Origin of the sequence: Morganella sp. BCCO 40_0007, from assembly GCF_032989665.1 — a bacterium.
GTDB classification, from domain to species: Bacteria; Pseudomonadota; Gammaproteobacteria; order Enterobacterales; family Enterobacteriaceae; genus Morganella; species Morganella sibonii.
The window spans coordinates 16,437-33,243 of sequence record NZ_JAVBIN010000016.1; the positions used below are offsets into that span (position 1 = coordinate 16,437).

At 49.9% G+C, this 16,807-nt stretch carries 14 protein-coding genes; 8 read left to right on the forward strand and 6 right to left on the reverse strand.

Annotation, left to right across the window (positions count from 1 at the left end):
* Positions 1–80 precede the first annotated feature (80 nt).
* On the reverse strand, positions 81–2,555 hold the full coding sequence (gene plsB / locus R5268_RS17755; RefSeq protein WP_230059657.1) for a glycerol-3-phosphate 1-O-acyltransferase PlsB: 2,475 nt from the start codon (positions 2,553–2,555) through the stop codon (positions 81–83).
* Between the two features lie 138 nt (positions 2,556–2,693).
* Between plsB and R5268_RS17760 the strand changes: the two genes are divergently transcribed.
* Positions 2,694–3,065: a diacylglycerol kinase gene (locus R5268_RS17760; RefSeq protein WP_317420192.1), complete on the forward strand. Its 372-nt coding sequence runs from the start codon at positions 2,694–2,696 to the stop codon at positions 3,063–3,065.
* A gap of 117 nt (positions 3,066–3,182) precedes the next feature.
* Positions 3,183–3,797, forward strand: a complete 615-nt coding sequence (lexA, locus tag R5268_RS17765; RefSeq protein ID WP_025155151.1) for a transcriptional repressor LexA — start codon at positions 3,183–3,185, stop codon at positions 3,795–3,797.
* Positions 3,798–3,876: 79 nt separating this feature from the next.
* Here the strand turns inward: lexA and zur are convergent, their stop codons facing one another.
* A complete protein-coding gene (gene zur / locus R5268_RS17770; protein WP_317420190.1) occupies positions 3,877–4,395 on the reverse strand; it encodes a zinc uptake transcriptional repressor Zur in 519 nt (172 codons plus the stop codon).
* Positions 4,396–4,571: 176 nt separating this feature from the next.
* Here zur and R5268_RS17775 point away from each other — a divergent pair, with 176 nt between their 5' ends.
* The gene (locus R5268_RS17775; RefSeq protein WP_166706895.1) at positions 4,572–5,042 is read left to right on the forward strand and encodes a YbaK/EbsC family protein; all 471 of its coding nucleotides are present in this window, start codon (positions 4,572–4,574) and stop codon (positions 5,040–5,042) included.
* 43 nt (positions 5,043–5,085) lie between these two features.
* Here the strand turns inward: R5268_RS17775 and R5268_RS17780 are convergent, their stop codons facing one another.
* Both R5268_RS17780 and R5268_RS17785 read right to left on the reverse strand, forming a co-directional pair.
* Entirely contained in the window at positions 5,086–5,436 is a 351-nt protein-coding gene (locus R5268_RS17780) for a helix-turn-helix domain-containing protein (RefSeq protein WP_054423574.1), read from the reverse strand.
* A 55-nt stretch (positions 5,437–5,491) separates the two neighbouring features.
* Positions 5,492–5,734 carry a helix-turn-helix domain-containing protein gene (locus tag R5268_RS17785; RefSeq protein ID WP_107680339.1) on the reverse strand — a complete coding sequence of 81 codons (243 nt, stop codon included), beginning with the start codon at positions 5,732–5,734 and terminating at the stop codon, positions 5,492–5,494.
* Between the two features lie 728 nt (positions 5,735–6,462).
* Here R5268_RS17785 and R5268_RS17790 point away from each other — a divergent pair.
* On the forward strand, positions 6,463–7,644 hold the full coding sequence (locus R5268_RS17790) for a multidrug effflux MFS transporter (protein ID WP_182107641.1): 1,182 nt from the start codon (positions 6,463–6,465) through the stop codon (positions 7,642–7,644).
* Positions 7,645–7,700: 56 nt separating this feature from the next.
* Here the strand turns inward: R5268_RS17790 and R5268_RS17795 are convergent, their stop codons facing one another.
* Positions 7,701–9,773, reverse strand: a complete 2,073-nt coding sequence (locus R5268_RS17795; protein ID WP_317420188.1) for an autotransporter domain-containing protein — start codon at positions 9,771–9,773, stop codon at positions 7,701–7,703.
* 856 nt (positions 9,774–10,629) lie between these two features.
* Here R5268_RS17795 and dusA point away from each other — a divergent pair.
* On the forward strand, positions 10,630–11,676 hold the full coding sequence (dusA, locus tag R5268_RS17800; RefSeq protein ID WP_218454949.1) for a tRNA dihydrouridine(20/20a) synthase DusA: 1,047 nt from the start codon (positions 10,630–10,632) through the stop codon (positions 11,674–11,676).
* Positions 11,677–11,740: 64 nt separating this feature from the next.
* Here dusA and R5268_RS17805 read toward each other — a convergent pair whose 3' ends face one another.
* The gene (locus R5268_RS17805) at positions 11,741–12,724 is read right to left on the reverse strand and encodes an NADPH:quinone reductase (RefSeq protein ID WP_317420187.1); all 984 of its coding nucleotides are present in this window, start codon (positions 12,722–12,724) and stop codon (positions 11,741–11,743) included.
* A gap of 230 nt (positions 12,725–12,954) precedes the next feature.
* Between R5268_RS17805 and dnaB the strand changes: the two genes are divergently transcribed.
* From dnaB to R5268_RS17820, 3 genes are all read left to right on the forward strand, one after another.
* The gene (gene dnaB / locus R5268_RS17810) at positions 12,955–14,361 is read left to right on the forward strand and encodes a replicative DNA helicase (RefSeq protein ID WP_182107610.1); all 1,407 of its coding nucleotides are present in this window, start codon (positions 12,955–12,957) and stop codon (positions 14,359–14,361) included.
* A 79-nt stretch (positions 14,362–14,440) separates the two neighbouring features.
* The gene (alr, locus tag R5268_RS17815) at positions 14,441–15,520 is read left to right on the forward strand and encodes an alanine racemase (protein ID WP_046892739.1); all 1,080 of its coding nucleotides are present in this window, start codon (positions 14,441–14,443) and stop codon (positions 15,518–15,520) included.
* A gap of 55 nt (positions 15,521–15,575) precedes the next feature.
* Positions 15,576–16,772 carry an amino acid aminotransferase gene (locus R5268_RS17820; RefSeq protein WP_317420186.1) on the forward strand — a complete coding sequence of 399 codons (1,197 nt, stop codon included), beginning with the start codon at positions 15,576–15,578 and terminating at the stop codon, positions 16,770–16,772.
* Positions 16,773–16,807 lie beyond the last annotated feature (35 nt).

Here is a 16,807-nt window from a genome sequence, read left to right on the forward strand (position 1 = left end):
ATTTTCTGCGTGTTAACCGGCAATAAAAAAGGAGATTGGCTGCCCAATCTCCTTTTTTTTGTACTCAGCACTTACCGCTGTCAGTCAGCCGGATTACTGTCATCACTTTCCGCCGGTACAGATTCTTCCGGCTCCAGACTGACACTTTCGATAGTCAGACGGACTTCCGGAGACATCAGTTCTGCCAGCACGTTATAGAATTCACCGGCGTTGGCTTCAATCACATCATCATTGTCATTGATGTAGCCCTCTTCGCGCAGTGTGCTTACCAGGGTGGCAAATACCGCTTTATCGAAGAATTCCGGTGCGTTGATACCGTGCAGAACGGACAGACGCTGTGCCAGCATCCGGCTCTCTTTTTCCAGTGCGGAACGGCTGATTTCCGGAGTGGCATTCAGCAGCGACAGGGTGATCGCATAACGCTGTAATGTTTCACGGACTCCGGCCGCCAGCAGCTGTAACGGACGGATACGGGCCGGGTTGATCACCAGCATATTATCGTCACGGCGGCAGATCAGTTTCTGACTGCACAGCTCATCAATGATGGTATCGAGGATCGCCGGCAGCTCTTCCTGACTGTAACGCATAAACAGCTCGGCTTTCAGCAGCGGGTAGATCATCCCGATATGCGCACGCAGCGTTTCTGTACTGATACGACGGTGGTGGATCAGGAAACTGGTTACCAGGGATGGCAGTACCAGCATATGCAGAATGTTATTCCGGTAATACGTCATCAGAACCGCATTTTCACGCGGCAGAATGATGATGTCTCCGAGGCTGTCTTTCTCGACCTCGAACTTATTCATCTGTAATGCGTGTTCCAGCAGCTCTTCCGCACTTTTCGCCGGGGTGGTGCTGTCCGGTGAGTACGGTACATTGCGCAGGAGGCTGAGATAGCAGTCAAGCTGCTCGATCAGCTGTTCACGGGTCAGAGAGCGCTGCCGGGATGCCAGCAGTGCGGTGGTGCACAGGTTGATAGCATTGGCGGCAGCAGCATTATTGATGCTCACCATAATGTTATCAGCCAGTGATGTTGCGGTCGGCGTCAGCCAGGACGGACGTTGCGGTTCGATTGGGTCGATTGCTTCACGCCATTCCGGTACCTGTTTTGTCAGGTATTGTGACAGCGGAATCGGTTGTCCGAAGTTCACATAACCCTGACCGAGGTTGCGCAGTTTGCGCAGGCCGCGCACCATCTGCATAAACCCTTCTTTCTGCTTGGTGGCACCGCGCAGTTCTTTGGCGTAAGTACCCACTTCCATCACATGCTCATAGCCGATATACACCGGCACCAGGGTGATAGGCCGCGAGTCACCGCGCAGCATAGCCTGAAGTGTCATCGACAGTGTGCCGGTTTTCGGTTCCAGCAGACGGCCGGTACGGGAACGGCCACCTTCGACAAAGTATTCGATGGAATAACCGCGTGAGAACAGTTCACTCAGGTACTCACGGAAAACGGTGGAGTACAGCTTGTTGCCTTTGAAACTGCGGCGGATAAAGAACGCGCCGAGGCGGCGGAAAATCGGTCCCGCCGGCCAGAAATTGAGGTTAATCCCGGCCGCAATGTGCGGCGGAACCAGCCCCTGATGATAGAGCACATAAGAGAGCAGCAGGTAGTCCATATGGCTGCGGTGGCAGGGCACATATACTATCTCGTGGCCGTCCTGTGCCAGCTGACGTACCCGCTCGGCATTATGGACATTCAGTCCCTGATACAGACGGTTCCAGGTCCAGCTGAGGACACGGTCGGCCACACGCAGGGCATCATAAGTAAAGTTAGCAGCCACTTCGTTCATCATTGAAACGGCATTCTGACGTGCCTTTTCAATGGTGATTTTTTTGGCTTTAGCCTCATCTTCAACCGCTTTTTCAATCGCTTTGGATTTCAGCAGTTTACTGAACAATTCCTGGCGTACCGGCAGTTTCGGGCCGATAGCGGCCATGCGCTGGCGGGAGAAGTGAATACGCGCGACACGGGCCAGTTTATTGGCGATAATAGTGTCAGTACCGTGTTCAGAGGCCATTGCACCCATGGACACCGGCTGTGAGAACCGGACAAAACTGTCACGTCCCAGCCAGAGCACGGCGAAAAATTTCTGGATCCCGTTTAACAGACGTAAATGCGGAACACCGTGGTGCCCTTCGCGGCCCGGTGAGCGTCCGAACATCACGGAAACCGGCAGCATCTGAATATCCAGTGACGGATTATTGCGGTGCAAATCCAGGTAGGCGTGGAAAATATTGACGGAATCTTTACGCGGATTCAGGGAGTAATAACTGAACACCCGCGGGCCGTCATCAATAAAGACATAGCCCGGTAATGTGGTATTACCGATGACATTATCTTCCAGCGGGTCAGGCATTCCCTGTGCGAGACACTGGCGGCGCAGTGTCAGCAGATCCGCCTTAGAGTGATAAGGAAGAACATAGAGTGTCGGACGTTGTGTATCCAGCCCCAGTTCACTGACCGGATCCGTCGGGATCGGCTTGCTTTTTACCAATAGTTTTAATGGTAAATTCAATACGTTATAGTATATTTTACGCCAAAGTGACATAAATGTATGAAGCCTCTTGTTGACAATTCGTCTTCAGCATACCAGAAAGGCGAAGCCAGATCTGTGTTGCGTCAGCAATAAAATCACGGAAAAACGGCGGCAGTCAGCCAGATAATCAGATTATTAACAGTGACGGAAATGAAGAAAAATACCGGATTTACACGATTAATTAAAGCGGCAGGTTATTCAAAAAAGGGACTCACAGCAGCATGGAAAAATGAAGCAGCTATCCGCCAGGAGTTACTGACGCTGATCCCGGCCGTCATTATTGCGTTTGCTTTCTCTTTTACGGCGGTTGAGCGGGTTCTGCTGATCGGTTCGGTGGTGCTGGTGGTGGTCATTGAACTCATCAACAGCGCGATTGAGGCGGTGGTTGACCGCATCGGCACGGAATATCACGAACTGTCCGGGCGCGCGAAAGATATGGGCTCCGCGGCGGTACTGGTTGCCACATTACTGGGGCTGTTTATCTGGATTATGCTGTTTGTCAGCTGGTTCTCCCGCCTCTGATAGACGATTTTTTGTGAAACCTGCGGCGTAACACGTATTTTCCTCATGTTGTGGTTTCCAATCCCGGAATACCTGTATATACTCACAGTCTGACTGTATAAACAAACAGGGGGCGAAATGAAAGCACTGACGGCACGGCAGCAACAGGTCTATGACCTTGTTCGTGACCATATTTCGCAGACGGGCATGCCACCGACGCGTGCAGAAATTGCGGCACGCCTGGGTTTTCGTTCTCCGAATGCGGCGGAAGAGCATCTGAAAGCCCTGGCGCGTAAAGGCGTCATTGAGATTGTTTCCGGGGCATCCCGGGGCATCCGTCTGCTTCTGGAAGAAGAAGAGGATGAAGGTTTACCATTAATCGGCCGTGTGGCTGCGGGTGAGCCTTTATTAGCACAGGAACATATCGAAAGTCATTACCGGGTTGACCCGATGCTGTTTAAACCCAGCGCAGATTTTCTGCTGCGGGTAAATGGTATGTCAATGAAAGATATCGGTATTATGGACGGTGACTTACTTGCGGTGCATAAAACCCAGGACGTACATAACGGCCAGGTGGTGGTTGCCCGTATTGAAGATGAAGTCACGGTCAAACGGTTTAAGAAAGTGGGCAGCAAGATTGAGCTGCATGCTGAAAACGAGGAATTCAGCCCGATCGTGGTGGATTTACGGGAACAAAACTTTACTGTCGAAGGTCTGGCGGTGGGTGTGATCCGTAATAACGACTGGCACTGATTTCCGGGATATCCGTCTGAAAACGGTATCCGCTTAAAAACCACAGTATACCGGAGACGGTTACTGTGGTTTTTGTTTTTCAGCGCCCGCGTTTGCGCGGCTCATCATGTTTATGGTCATGCAGACATTTATCTCTGCGGGTACAGGATTCGATATCATAACAAGGACGGCAGTACCCGTGTGCCTCAATCACACTGTGGCGGATATGAAACTGTGCGGCATCCGCCAGCTGACTGATTTGTGAATCAATCGCCTCACCATCCCGCTCTGTCACACTATTACAGCGATCGCAGATAAACAGTACGGAAGTATGGCTGGGTTTATCAAAATGCGGGCACATCACAAAGCTGTTTGTGGACTCAATTTTATGAATAAACCCCTGCTCCAGCAGAAACTCCAGACCGCGGTAGATTGTCGGCGGTTTTGCCTGTGGTTCTGTTTCGCGCAGCAGATCCAGCAGTTCATAAGCGCTGATAGCACCGGGCTGACCGGCAATCAGTTGCAGAATGGATTTTCGCTGAGAAGTCATGCGTACACTGCGTGACAGACACAGCGCCTCTGCTTTTTTTAATACAGTTTGAATATCAACAGGTTGCATGACATCACCTTCCGCTAATCAATAAATATATGAACAGCCCACTCTAACATGAATTCCGGCAGAATAACTGTTATCCGCGCTATTTTGTCAAAAAAGGGGTGCCAATTCAGGGCAAATTATGGTGAATTGTTGGTGCGAACACATAAAGAGCACATGATAATAAAACGGAGTCCTGAATGAGTATCGAAACGGTTCGTGCCTGGTTTGGCACGCATGCCCCGGATGTCACGATTATTGAAACTGCACAGCCGACCGCGACGGTCACCCAGGCTGCGGAAGTTCACGGTGTCCGCCCCGGCCAGATCTGTAAAACACTGTCTTTTAAGCTGACGGATGATAACGCTATTCTGATTGTAATGGCGGGGGATGCCCGGCTGGATAATAAAAAATTCAAAACACAATTCGGCTGTAAGGCCAAAATGCTGAATGCGGAAGAGGTGATGCACTTTACCGGCCATCCGGTCGGCGGCGTCTGTCCGTTCGGGTTATCTGTACCACTGACGGTTTATGCGGATCATTCACTTCGTGAGTATGACACGGTATTACCGGCTGCGGGTTCGGCTAATTCTGCTGTCCGGCTGACACCCGAGCGGCTGGCGGAGCTGACAAACGCGCAGTGGCTGGATGTCACGACGCTGCCGGTATAAACCAGACCGGCATGCAGCGCCACATCAGCGGCGCTGCATCATGTCAGTGTTCAGGCGGACGGAAATCCGGTTCTGTATTCACACCGGCGTCGGTACTGCCGGTGTGCCCGTTCTCATCAGGCAGATGGTGGCGGGTAAAGAAAAGCAGGCTGTCTTCTATAAAGTAATAAGGTGAGACACCGAAGACCTGAGAGATCCTCAGTATGATTTCCAGTGAAATTTTAGTGCTGCCGATTTCATAGCGGGAGATTTGCTGTTGTGATACACCAATCAGGTTACCCAGTTCTGTCGATGTGACACCGGTGATCCTGCGTATTTTCCGGATTTGCCCGCCGATGATCTTGTACATTTCGTTAATGCTGGTGTTCAGGTTACTATCTGTTTTATTGCTCATTATCATCTGTCAGTCTGGTTAAACAATAACATATTAATGTTTGTCAAATTAAAATTTATTCTTCATCACAACCAATTTCATCAAAAAAATAATTAACATTAATATTCAGTATGTCCGCGAGCATTAATAGTTTATCCAGAGGAATTAAGCTCGCTCCCGTTTCATAGCGGGATAATTGCTGTTGTGAGATATTAATTTTTATTGAAAGCTCTTTACCTGTCAGACAGTTTTTTAGCCTCTGACATTTTATTCTGCCGCCAATAAACATTGCCAACTCATATTTATCATATATTGTCATAAATTATGAAGATAAATGGTTGTCATTAATAATATTGAAATTTAACTTGACGTATTTGTTTCCTCAAATGGTTTCTTTAAAAAGTATAATCGATACCCTTTTAATATGTAATAGATACAAAAAATCAACAAACACGAAACAATAAGAACGAAAATACGATATGGAAGCACGATAACCTCAGCTATTTCATATTGTTATAAAGAATACCCGGTTTTTAACATCTTACATGAATGATGAGTAAGGGGAATATTCTGATATTTAGTCGGGATTATACCTAATATAAAGATATTGATGCTGGTTTTGAGTTGAAAATGGTTAAATTAACTGCCTTTTCATACTTTGGCGGAATGGCAGACAGGGCGTAAGTGTGATTGCGGTCTTACAACATTGCAGGTGATAGTTTGTTAAATTCCCGGACGGCATTATGAGAAAAGAAAAAGACAAAAATATCTGAATGTTTCTGTAAAATACATAAATCAGGCTGGTAATTCTTGTCAGTAATTGTATTAATGTGTAATTTTATATTTACTTATAAAATAAGTAACGTCCGGGTTACTGACCGCCTTATTTAATAATAAAATGACGTTTGATTATAATTTCATTGTATAACGAAATATATAACATTATTTTTCTTTTAATTCACGGGGTTAGTTATTGATGGTAGTTGTAAAAAACAACAATAACGTGTATTTTTTGCTGTCGGAAGATGATGAGTGAAGTTCAACGATATGCGGAATTTATTGTTTTTGTTGTTAGTTATTGTGTTATTAGGGCCGTTGGGTATTGATCTTTATTTACCGGCTATTCCGGCTATTGCAAAAGGGCTGGGCAGCAGTGAGTCATTGATTCAGTCAACTATCTCGTTGTTTATCCTTATATTAGGTGCGGGTCAGCTGATTTCCGGTTATCTTGCGGATAAATTCGGCCGCAGACCGATGGCGATGGCGGGGATGGTATTGTATATCGCCGGTTCCCTGACCGCGGCATTTGCCGTTACTCCGGCGATGTTTATTGCTTCCCGGTTAATCCAGGGGGCGGGGGTCTGCTGTACCTCGGTGGTGGCGTTTACCTGTGTCCGGGACTGCTTTAACGGCAATGAAGCAGCGCGTGCATTTGGCTTTTTAAACGGCACCCTGAATATTGTACCGGCGCTGGCGCCACTGCTGGGCGGTATTATGGCGGAGTATTACGGCTGGCGGGTTCCTTTTGGTTTTCTGGCTCTCTATGCCTTTATTCTGCTGATTCTGACGGCAAAATATCTGCCGGAAACCCGGCCCGAAGGCAGTTTGCAGCATAAAGCTAATCCGCTGAAGAGCCTTGCTTCCGTATTATTTAATAAGCGGTTTTTAATATTTTCACTGGTGAATGCCGGGACGATGGGGATGGTATTAACCTATGTCTCGCTTGCACCGGCGGTGCTGATGGGGGATGCGGCACTCAGCCCGTTGCAGTTTTCGGTTGTGTTCGGCGCTAACGGCTTCTGGATCATGGGGATCAGTATGATCGCCAACCGGGTGATACGTAAAGCCGGGCGTCCGGTTTGTCTGGTATCCGGCGGCGTTCTGATGGCTCTGGGGTGTGCTGCTCTGGCACTGAGCCCGGTGCTGTTCTCCGCACAAATACAGAGTCACTGGCTGATTTACATGCTGCCGGTGGCCGCGGCCTGCGCAGGGCTGGCATTTATTATGGGTCCGGCTACCAGTTATGCTCTGGAACCTTATTCTGATAATGCCGGTGTCGCCTCTTCACTGGTCGGTTTTATGCAGATGGCGGGTGGTGCGGTGCTGACGCTGGTTGCTATCGCATCTCCGCTGCCACCGAAAACAGCGCTTGCCGTCACTATGCTGTGCGGTGCCCTGCTGGCATGGAATGCGTACCGGGTGAGTAAAAACGAGAGTCACGATTCATAACATCAGTCCCCGGCCAATATTCCCCGGAACAGTCTTCCGGGGAGTATTTTTTCGTTTTACCAATGATAAGAATAATTCAGACCAGCCTGAGCTGCGTCATTAGTATAATCTGTCTGATGCCAGCCGATATTTATACCTATTGCAGAGTTTGCCGTCACATTCACATTAACTTCAGCATAAGCATAAGCATACGGTTTCACATTGCGTGAATCGCCGTTATCAAATGCATAAGTCCCGAGGTAATTTACCCGGCTGGTAAATGCATCACGCTGATTACTGAGGTTAATATCAATTCCGGCACCGCCATAGAGATAAATATCCGGTGTCAAAGCCTGCCGTATATCGATACCGGTACGTAAATCGGTACTTTTATTTCCCATCCGGCCATATGTTGCAGCCAGATTGGTATTGCTGTTTTCGGTATAGCCGTCACGGGTTACATTATGGTGACTGATTGCGGCATTCGGAATCAGCTGTGTTGTTTCACTGAGATTAACACCATAATTAACGGCAGCTTTAAAGCGATAGGCTTTTATTGATGAATCACCGCGGCCGGCTTCTGTATTTTTCAGATGATTACGGGTAATGGTGACATCCTGATTTAAGAATGCACCGGATAACTCTGTACCGAACCCGCTATTATCTTTGTTTTTCTGATAGCGGATATAAGCGCCCACGCCCGGGTTATTACTGCCGCGGGTATCATATCCGTCGGTCAGGCGGGTATTATTGGCGAAGTTCAGTGAAGCACCCGCGATCCAGTTTTCTGCCGGGAAGCGGAAAGCACCAAATAACCCGGTGGCAACCCGGTGATTACTGCGGACATTATCAAACTGTGAAAATGCCCCGACGCAATAATTACTATCGCCAATCTGACAGCGGCTTTCTGACAGGGAATATAATGCGCTCTGATACAGGTCTAATACAGAAAATGCGGTTTTACCCGTTTCCGCAATGGCATCTCCGGTCTTACCTTCGTCTATAATAACTTCTTCTTCTGTAACCTTATCGCGGACCCATAAAACCGCCCGCCGGAATTCGGTATCAGACTGCGCAATACCGGCAATCACTTTGCCGTCAGCAGATACCCGGTTTGCTTCAGAACGGCCGGTATTATCTGAGCGCAATGTGCCGAGACCGGTCATTTTCTGATCGCCCTGATAATGCACGAAGGCTTGTTCATCACCATTATCTGTTTCGGCTTTACCGACGACGATACGGCCGTCAGGTGATATCGCAAGTGCATCAGAATCACCGCTGTTATCGCTGCGTAATGTCCCGAGTGAGATCATTTTCGTGTCATTCTCACTGAACCGGTAGGCCTGGCGTGAACGGTTATCGGTATCTGCCGCTCCTGCAATCACTTTTCCGTCAGAAGACATTGCCCGTCCGTAGGAATTACCGCTGTTATCCTGACGTAATGTACCGAGTGATGTCATTCCCGTCCGGCCTTCAGTATGGCGGAAGGCCTGAATATCGTCATTTTCAGTGGTGGCGTAGCCTGTAATCGTACGTCCGTCAGCACTGACAGCCATTGCCCATGAGTTACCTTCACCATCTGCCCGCAAAGTACCGAGTGCTGTCATTTTTGTATCACCGTCGTTATGACGGAATGCCCGGATAATATCACTGCCGTCAACGTTGGAATCACCGGCAATCACCCTGCCATCGGCAGAGATTAATCTGGCATCAGAAGAGCCGGAATTATCACTGCGCAGTGTGCCGAGCCCGGTAATACCGGCATCCCCCTCTTTATAGCGGAATGCCTGTCCTGAAGCTGAGGCATCTGTCTGAGACATACCGGCGATAACCCGTCCGTCAGCACTGGCGGCACGGACATAAGAATTACCGGTATTACCGGTGCGTAATGTACCGAGCCGGGTCATTTTGCCTTCGGCATGGCGGAAATGGAATGCCTGCACCGCACCGTCATCGGTTTCAGCGGAACCGGTAATAACACGGCCATCAGCAGATATTCCGGATGTTATCGTCATACCGCCTTTATCACTGCGGAAAGAATCGATAGCTATCTTTTTTGAACTGTCAGTGTCGTAATAAAATCCATGAGGTAAATCATAATCGATTTCAGAACTGGTATTACCCGTGATAATACGCCCGTCAGCAGACATACCCGTTGTATATGACGAGCCTTCATTCCCGGGATGAAATGTTCCTAAATCATGTATTTTTAAATCACCTGGTGTTTTTTCGTTAACGACAGAAGAACCCGCCGCACTAAATGACAACAATATTGTCGCAGCAGTAATAGCATATATTTTCATTATGTTTATATATCCATTATTTATAATCCGGTATTCCGGTGTGAAAAATTTTAAATCCCGCTGATGTTATTCAGACATAAATATAATAGAAAATGTTATTGCTGCGGTCACTGGCAATAATATGATATGTAATACATTTGATTTTTTTATCCGTAAAACCCGAAAAATGACGGGTGATATTACTGATTGTTGTGATTTTTCGGTTCGTGATGGGATTAACTAAAATACAATAAATATTATTGATGTAATATGTTTTTTCACTGAATAAAAGCAGCGTCATGAGATAATAAGATATATTTTGAAATATCATGCTGTGTTTCTCTGTTGAATTCCAATGTTTTTTTATGTATTTTTGTGAAATTTGTTTTTTACAGAATGATTTTGTCAGCGACGTTATTTAATTCACAAAATTAACCTGACTGAAAAATAAAAGAGACGACACTCTTATTTTTCAGGGTGAAATAATGATGAAGTATTGAGCTGTTAATATCATCAGGTAAGAGAATATACTTATATGACGTTAAATATAAATGTGCTCTGCTGACCTGCCTTCTTGCGTGTACTAAGGTCATACACAGCGGTTTACTATCTGCTCTCTGTGGTATAATGCCGGGCCATTCCGCTTCCCGTCATTCAGGACCCCAAAAATCAGGGGTACTGGCTGGGGTGCCGGTAAAGAAAAAACACACTAAAAAGACCAAATATGCACCAAAATACGCCAACAGAAAAAACCACTGAAACCCGGCAATTACGCGCTGTGAGCGGCTATAAGAACCTTAACCGCTTTTCCGTTGCACCGATGCTGGACTGGACTGACCGCCATTGCCGCTATTTTCACCGCAAACTCAGCCGCCATGCGCTGCTGTATACCGAAATGGTGACAACCGGGGCGATTCTGTTCGGGAAAGGGGATTATCTGGCGTATAACGAGGCGGAGCATCCGGTTGCATTGCAGCTCGGCGGCAGTGACCCGGCGGCACTGGCGAAGTGTGCGAAGATCGCGCAGGAACGGGGCTATGATGAAATCAATCTGAATGTCGGTTGTCCTTCTGACCGCGTGCAGAACGGGATGTTCGGTGCCTGTCTGATGGGCAATGCGTCACTGGTGGCGGATTGTGTCGCAGCGATGCGGAATGTGACAGATATTCCTGTTACCGTCAAAACCCGGATCGGGATTGATGATCAGGACAGTTACGAATTTTTGTGTGATTTTGTCGGTACCGTGGCGGAGCGCGGCGGTTGTGAGATGTTTGTCATCCATGCCCGTAAAGCCTGGCTCTCCGGTCTGAGCCCGAAAGAGAACCGCGAAATTCCGCCGCTGGATTACCCGCGTGTATATCAATTGAAAAAAGATTTCCCTCACCTGATTATGGCACTTAACGGTGGCATCAAAACATTGGAAGAGGCGAAAACCCATCTGCAGTATATGGATGGTGTGATGGTCGGTCGTGAGGCATATCAGAACCCGTCAATCCTGGCACAGGTCGATAATGCGCTGTTTGATGCGGCGCTGCCGGTGACCGATACCGTCGCGGCGGTGGAAGCCATGTATCCGTATATTGAAGCGGAACTGGCGAAAGGAACGTATCTCGGCCACATCACCCGTCATATGCTGGGGATTTTCCAGGGGATTCCGGGCGCGCGTCAGTGGCGGCGTCATCTGAGTGAAAATGCCCATAAAGCCGGGTCAGACCTGCGTGTGATTGAAGCGGCACTGGAATTTGTCACGCGGAAAAATACAGCGGAATAATCAATCAGTGATAAAAATGCCCGCCGTTTCTCAGAACCGGCGGGCATTTTACATTCTGCGTCGATTACGGGATCAGAATGCTGGAGCCGGTTGTTGCACGGCTTTCCAGGCGCTTGTGCGCCAGGGCGGCATCTTTCAGCGGATAAACCTGGTCCGCAGGGATAGAAATAGTCAGTTGACCGCTCAGGATCAGATCAAAAATTGCTTTGCTGGCTTCGTTAAGTTCTTCGCGGTTGGTGATATAACCGAAGACGGAAGGGCGGGTTACATACAGTGAGCCTTTCTTATTTAAGATCCCCAGATCGACACCGGTCACCGGGCCGGAGGCATTACCGTAACTGACCATCAGGCCGCGGCGTTTCAGGCAGTCCAGTGACGGCAGCCAGGTGTCTTTACCGACGGAGTCATACACCACACCGACTTTTTCACCATTAGTGAGTGCCAGCACCCGCTCAGCAATATCTTCTTTATTGTAGTTGATGGTTTCCCAGGCACCGGCGGCTTTGGCTTTCTGCGCCTTTTCATCTGAACCGACAGTGCCGATCATTTTCGCACCCAGTGCTTTGGCCCACTGGCAGGCGATTTGCCCGACACCGCCTGCGGCAGCATGGAACAGGAAAATTTCCCCGGCTTTTACTTCATACGTCTTGCGCAGCAGGTAAAACGCGGTCAGACCTTTCATAAAGCAGGCGGCGGCAGTTTCAAAGCTGATGCCGTCCGGCAGAATAGCGAGTTTTTCTTCCGGAACATTATGGATTTCGCTGTACGCACCCAGCGGTGACTGTCCGTAAACCACGCGGTCGCCGACGTTAATGTGTTTTACATCAGCACCGATTTTTACCACCACACCCGCTGCTTCAGAGCCGACACCGGAAGGGGATACCGGTGCAGGGTACAGGCCGCTGCGGAAATAGGTATCAATATAGTTCACGCCGATTGCTTTGTTTTCCACCTGAACTTCACCCGGCGCCGGATCTGCCGGCGTAAAGTCACGATAAACCAGCACATCGGTGCCGCCGGGTGCATCAAATTCAATACGTTTAGCCATGGAGGGAACCTCATTCGGAAAAAAGAGTGACCACTTACCTGCGAACAGCGCAGAAACAGTAAGCGGGACAGTTAATCATGTGATTTATTGTATTTGGCATAATTGCATGTCACTGAAAATTACTCAAGCTTCGTGCAATCAGCGGCAAAGGAGGGCTATACTACCCGCTCTGTCCCGTTCAGGGACGCAGGTATTCTCCCCGGCGACGCACTGATAAGTAAGAGAGTTTCATGGCCAAATATCCCAAGGACACCAAGACCGATAAACCCCGTGACCATCAGATGGAAGGGCTGAAATTACCGCCGCATTCCCTGGAAGCCGAACAGTCTGTTCTCGGCGGACTGATGCTGGATAACGAGCGTTGGGATAATGTTTCTGAGCGCGTGACCGGCGAGGACTTTTTCAGCCGTCCGCACCGGACGATTTTCGGCCAGATGCAGCGCCTGCTGGAGCAGGGACGGCCGATTGACCTGATCACCCTGTCCGAAGCACTGGAAACCGGCGGAGAGCTGGAAAATGTCGGCGGGTTTGCCTACCTGGCAGAACTCTCGAAAAACACGCCAAGTGCGGCGAATATTAATGCGTATGCTGATATCGTCCGTGAACGTGCGGTGATCCGCGACATGATTTCGGTCGCCAATGAGATCGCCGATGCCGGTTATGATCCGCAGGGGCGTTCCAGTGAAGATCTGCTCGATCTGGCGGAATCCCGCGTGTTCCAGATCGCCGAAAACCGTGCCAATAAAGATGAAGGGCCGAAGGGGATCGAGGCGATTCTGGAAGAAACCGTCGAGAAGATCGAAAAGCTGTATGCCCAGCCGCACGACGGGGTAACCGGGGTATCGTCCGGTTATCAGGATCTGGATAAAAAGACCGCCGGTCTGCAACCCTCTGATTTAATTATTGTTGCAGCACGTCCGTCCATGGGGAAAACGACATTCGCCATGAACCTGTGCGAAAACGCCGCTATGACCGAAGAAAAACCGGTTCTGATTTTCAGTCTTGAGATGCCCGGCAACCAGATCATGATGCGTATGCTGGCTTCCCTTTCCCGTGTTGACCAGACCCGTATCCGTACCGGTCAGCTCGATGATGAGGACTGGGCGCGTATCTCCAGCACCATGGGTATTCTGCTGGAAAAGCGCAATATGTATATTGATGACTCGTCCGGCCTGACGCCGACCGAAGTCCGCTCCCGCGCACGGCGGATTTTCCGCGAACACGGCGGTTTAAGTCTGATTATGATCGACTACCTGCAATTAATGCGCGTACCGTCCCTCTCCGATAACCGTACTCTGGAAATCGCCGAGATTTCCCGCTCACTCAAGGCGCTGGCCAAAGAGTTGCAGGTGCCGGTGGTCGCACTGTCCCAGTTAAACCGTAGTCTGGAACAACGTGCTGATAAACGCCCGGTAAACTCCGACCTGCGTGAATCCGGATCTATCGAGCAGGATGCCGACCTTATTATGTTTATTTATCGTGATGAGGTGTATCACGAAAATAGTGATTTAAAAGGCGTGGCAGAAATCATTATCGGTAAACAGCGTAACGGCCCTATCGGAAGCGTCCGTCTGACCTTCAACGGTCAGTGGTCGCGTTTTGATAACTATGCAGGGCCGAGTTATGACGATGAATAAACCGCCTGAATATAACGCAGGCGGCATAATAACCCTGATAACAAACCTGACATCAACAACCCATAACCAAGGAACCCCTATGAAAGCGGCAACAGCCGTCATTGACCGTGGTGCGCTTCGCCACAACTGGCAGCAGATCCGGGCGCTTGCGCCGGACAGCCGTCATGTTGCGGTGGTCAAAGCAAACGCTTACGGCCACGGATTAGTCGAAATCGCCCGTGAACTCAATGAGGCGGATGCGTTTGCGGTGGCGCGTCTGAGTGAAGCGCACGCGCTGCGCGCCGGGGGTATTGTCAAACCTATCATCCTGCTGGAAGGTTTTTTTGATGCGACCGATTTACCGGTCATTGTTGCCAGTCGTCTGGAAGTCGCGGTTCATTTTGAAGAGCAGTTAATGGCGCTGGAGCAGGCGGAGTTATCTGATCCGGTTAAAGTCTGGATGAAAATTGATACCGGTATGCACCGTCTCGGCGTGCGGCCGGAAGAAGCGGAAGCATTTTATCAGCGGCTGTGTAACTGCAAAAATGTGCAGCAGCCGGTGAATATCATCAGCCATTTCAGCCGTGCCGATGAAGATGACGCACAGCCGACAGAAGCGCAGATCGCCCGCTTTATGGCATTTGCCGCCGGTAAACCGGGGGAAAAATCAATTTCCGCATCCGGTGGTATTCTTTACTGGCCTCAGGCGCACCTCGACTGGGTTCGTCCGGGGATCATTCTGTACGGTGTGTCGCCGAAAAGCGGCACCGAAGCCGGTGATTACGGCCTGAAACCGGTGATGACCCTCAAATCCCGTCTGATTGCCGTGCGCAAACACAAAGCCGGGGAAGCGGTTGGTTACGGCGGTACATGGGTCAGTGATCGCGATACCTGCCTGGGGGTGATCGCGGTCGGTTACGGTGACGGCTATCCGCGCAGTGCACCATCGGGCACGCCGGTGGTGATTAACGGACGCCGTGTTCCCATTGCCGGGCGTGTTTCTATGGATATGATAACTATCGACCTGGGGCCGGATTGCAGTGATAAAGCGGGCGATGAAGTCATTTTATGGGGCGATTCACTGCCGGTGGAGCAAATTGCAGAAGCCAGTGGTATCAGTGCTTATGAACTGATCACCAAGCTGACCTCCCGCGTGGCGATGGAATATCTGGACGAATAAAATGTGACGCGATATGTTCTGATAGTGAGAAAAATAACAATCAGGAGTATCGCTTGTGTTCGAACATGTAGACGCCTACGGCGGCGACCCGATCTTAACGCTCGTTGAGCATTTCAAACAGGATCCCCGGAAGGAGAAGGTCAATCTCAGCATTGGCCTCTATTACGACGATTCCGGGGTGACTCCGCAACTGAACAGCATCACACAGGCGAAACAGCGCTATAACGCGCAGGATACCGGAGCCTCACTGTATCTGCCGATGGAAGGTTTCGCCCCTTACCGCAGTGCGGTACAAACGCTGCTGCTGGGTGATGACAGCGGGCTTATCCGCGAAGGGCGCGTGGCGACGATCCAGACACTGGGTGGTTCCGGCGCACTGAAGATCGGCGCGGATTTCCTGCACCGCTGGTTCCCGGGATCGGATGTCTGGCTCAGTGATCCGACATGGGAAAACCATCAGGCGATCTTTGCCGGTGCCGGATTTAAAACCCATTATTATCCGTATTTCGATCCGCAGACCAAAGGCGTCAGATTTGATGAGATGCTGGCAACATTTGAGACGTTACCGGCAAAAAGCGTCATTTTACTGCATCCGTGCTGTCATAACCCGACCGGCTCTGATCTGACACCGGAACAGTGGGATAAGGTTGTTGCGGTAGTGAAAAAGCGCGAACTGATCCCGTTCCTGGATATTGCTTATCAGGGATTCGGCGGCGGAATGGAAGAGGATGCTTATGCTATCCGCGCCATGGCGGCGGCAGAAGTTCCGTGCTTTATCAGTAACTCGTTCTCAAAAATCCTCTCACTGTACGGTGAGCGCGTCGGCGGGTTGTCAGTCCTCTGTCCGTCACAGCAGGAAGCAGAGCGGGTGCTGGGCCAGCTGAAAGCGGGCGTGCGCCGTGTCTATTCCAGCGCACCGTCTTACGGTGCAAAACTGGTATCTGAAGTGCTGAACGATACCGGACTGAAAGCACAATGGCTGGCGGAAGTGGAAACCATGCGCAGCCGGATCGCGGATATGCGCACGGTGCTGGTGGATACCCTGAAAAATACACTGCCGGAGAAGAATTTTGATCATCTGCTGCATCAGCGCGGGATGTTCAGTTATACCGGGTTCAGTTCGGAGCAGGTCACGGCACTGCGTGAGCAGCATGCGGTGTATCTGGTCGGTTCCGGGCGTGTCTGCATGGCGGGAGTGAACCGTCATAATGTGGATGCGATTGCGCGGGCTTTTGCGGCGGTCAGCCGTTAATCCTCAGTAATGAAATGATGATGCGCGGAATAATT

Bases quoted from the DNA above. Each gene is read 5' to 3' on its own strand.
- plsB (WP_230059657.1), bottom strand. From the start codon at position 2,555: ATGTCACTTTGGCGTAAAATATACTATAACGTATTGAATTTACCATTA.
- R5268_RS17760 (WP_317420192.1), top strand. From the start codon at position 2,694: ATGAAGAAAAATACCGGATTTACACGATTAATTAAAGCGGCAGGTTAT.
- lexA (WP_025155151.1), top strand. From the start codon at position 3,183: ATGAAAGCACTGACGGCACGGCAGCAACAGGTCTATGACCTTGTTCGT.
- zur (WP_317420190.1), bottom strand. From the start codon at position 4,395: ATGCAACCTGTTGATATTCAAACTGTATTAAAAAAAGCAGAGGCGCTG.
- R5268_RS17775 (WP_166706895.1), top strand. From the start codon at position 4,572: ATGAGTATCGAAACGGTTCGTGCCTGGTTTGGCACGCATGCCCCGGAT.
- R5268_RS17780 (WP_054423574.1), bottom strand. From the start codon at position 5,436: ATGAGCAATAAAACAGATAGTAACCTGAACACCAGCATTAACGAAATG.
- R5268_RS17785 (WP_107680339.1), bottom strand. From the start codon at position 5,734: ATGACAATATATGATAAATATGAGTTGGCAATGTTTATTGGCGGCAGA.
- R5268_RS17790 (WP_182107641.1), top strand. From the start codon at position 6,463: ATGCGGAATTTATTGTTTTTGTTGTTAGTTATTGTGTTATTAGGGCCG.
- R5268_RS17795 (WP_317420188.1), bottom strand. From the start codon at position 9,773: ATGTCTGCTGACGGGCGTATTATCACGGGTAATACCAGTTCTGAAATC.
- dusA (WP_218454949.1), top strand. From the start codon at position 10,630: ATGCACCAAAATACGCCAACAGAAAAAACCACTGAAACCCGGCAATTA.
- R5268_RS17805 (WP_317420187.1), bottom strand. From the start codon at position 12,724: ATGGCTAAACGTATTGAATTTGATGCACCCGGCGGCACCGATGTGCTG.
- dnaB (WP_182107610.1), top strand. From the start codon at position 12,955: ATGGCCAAATATCCCAAGGACACCAAGACCGATAAACCCCGTGACCAT.
- alr (WP_046892739.1), top strand. From the start codon at position 14,441: ATGAAAGCGGCAACAGCCGTCATTGACCGTGGTGCGCTTCGCCACAAC.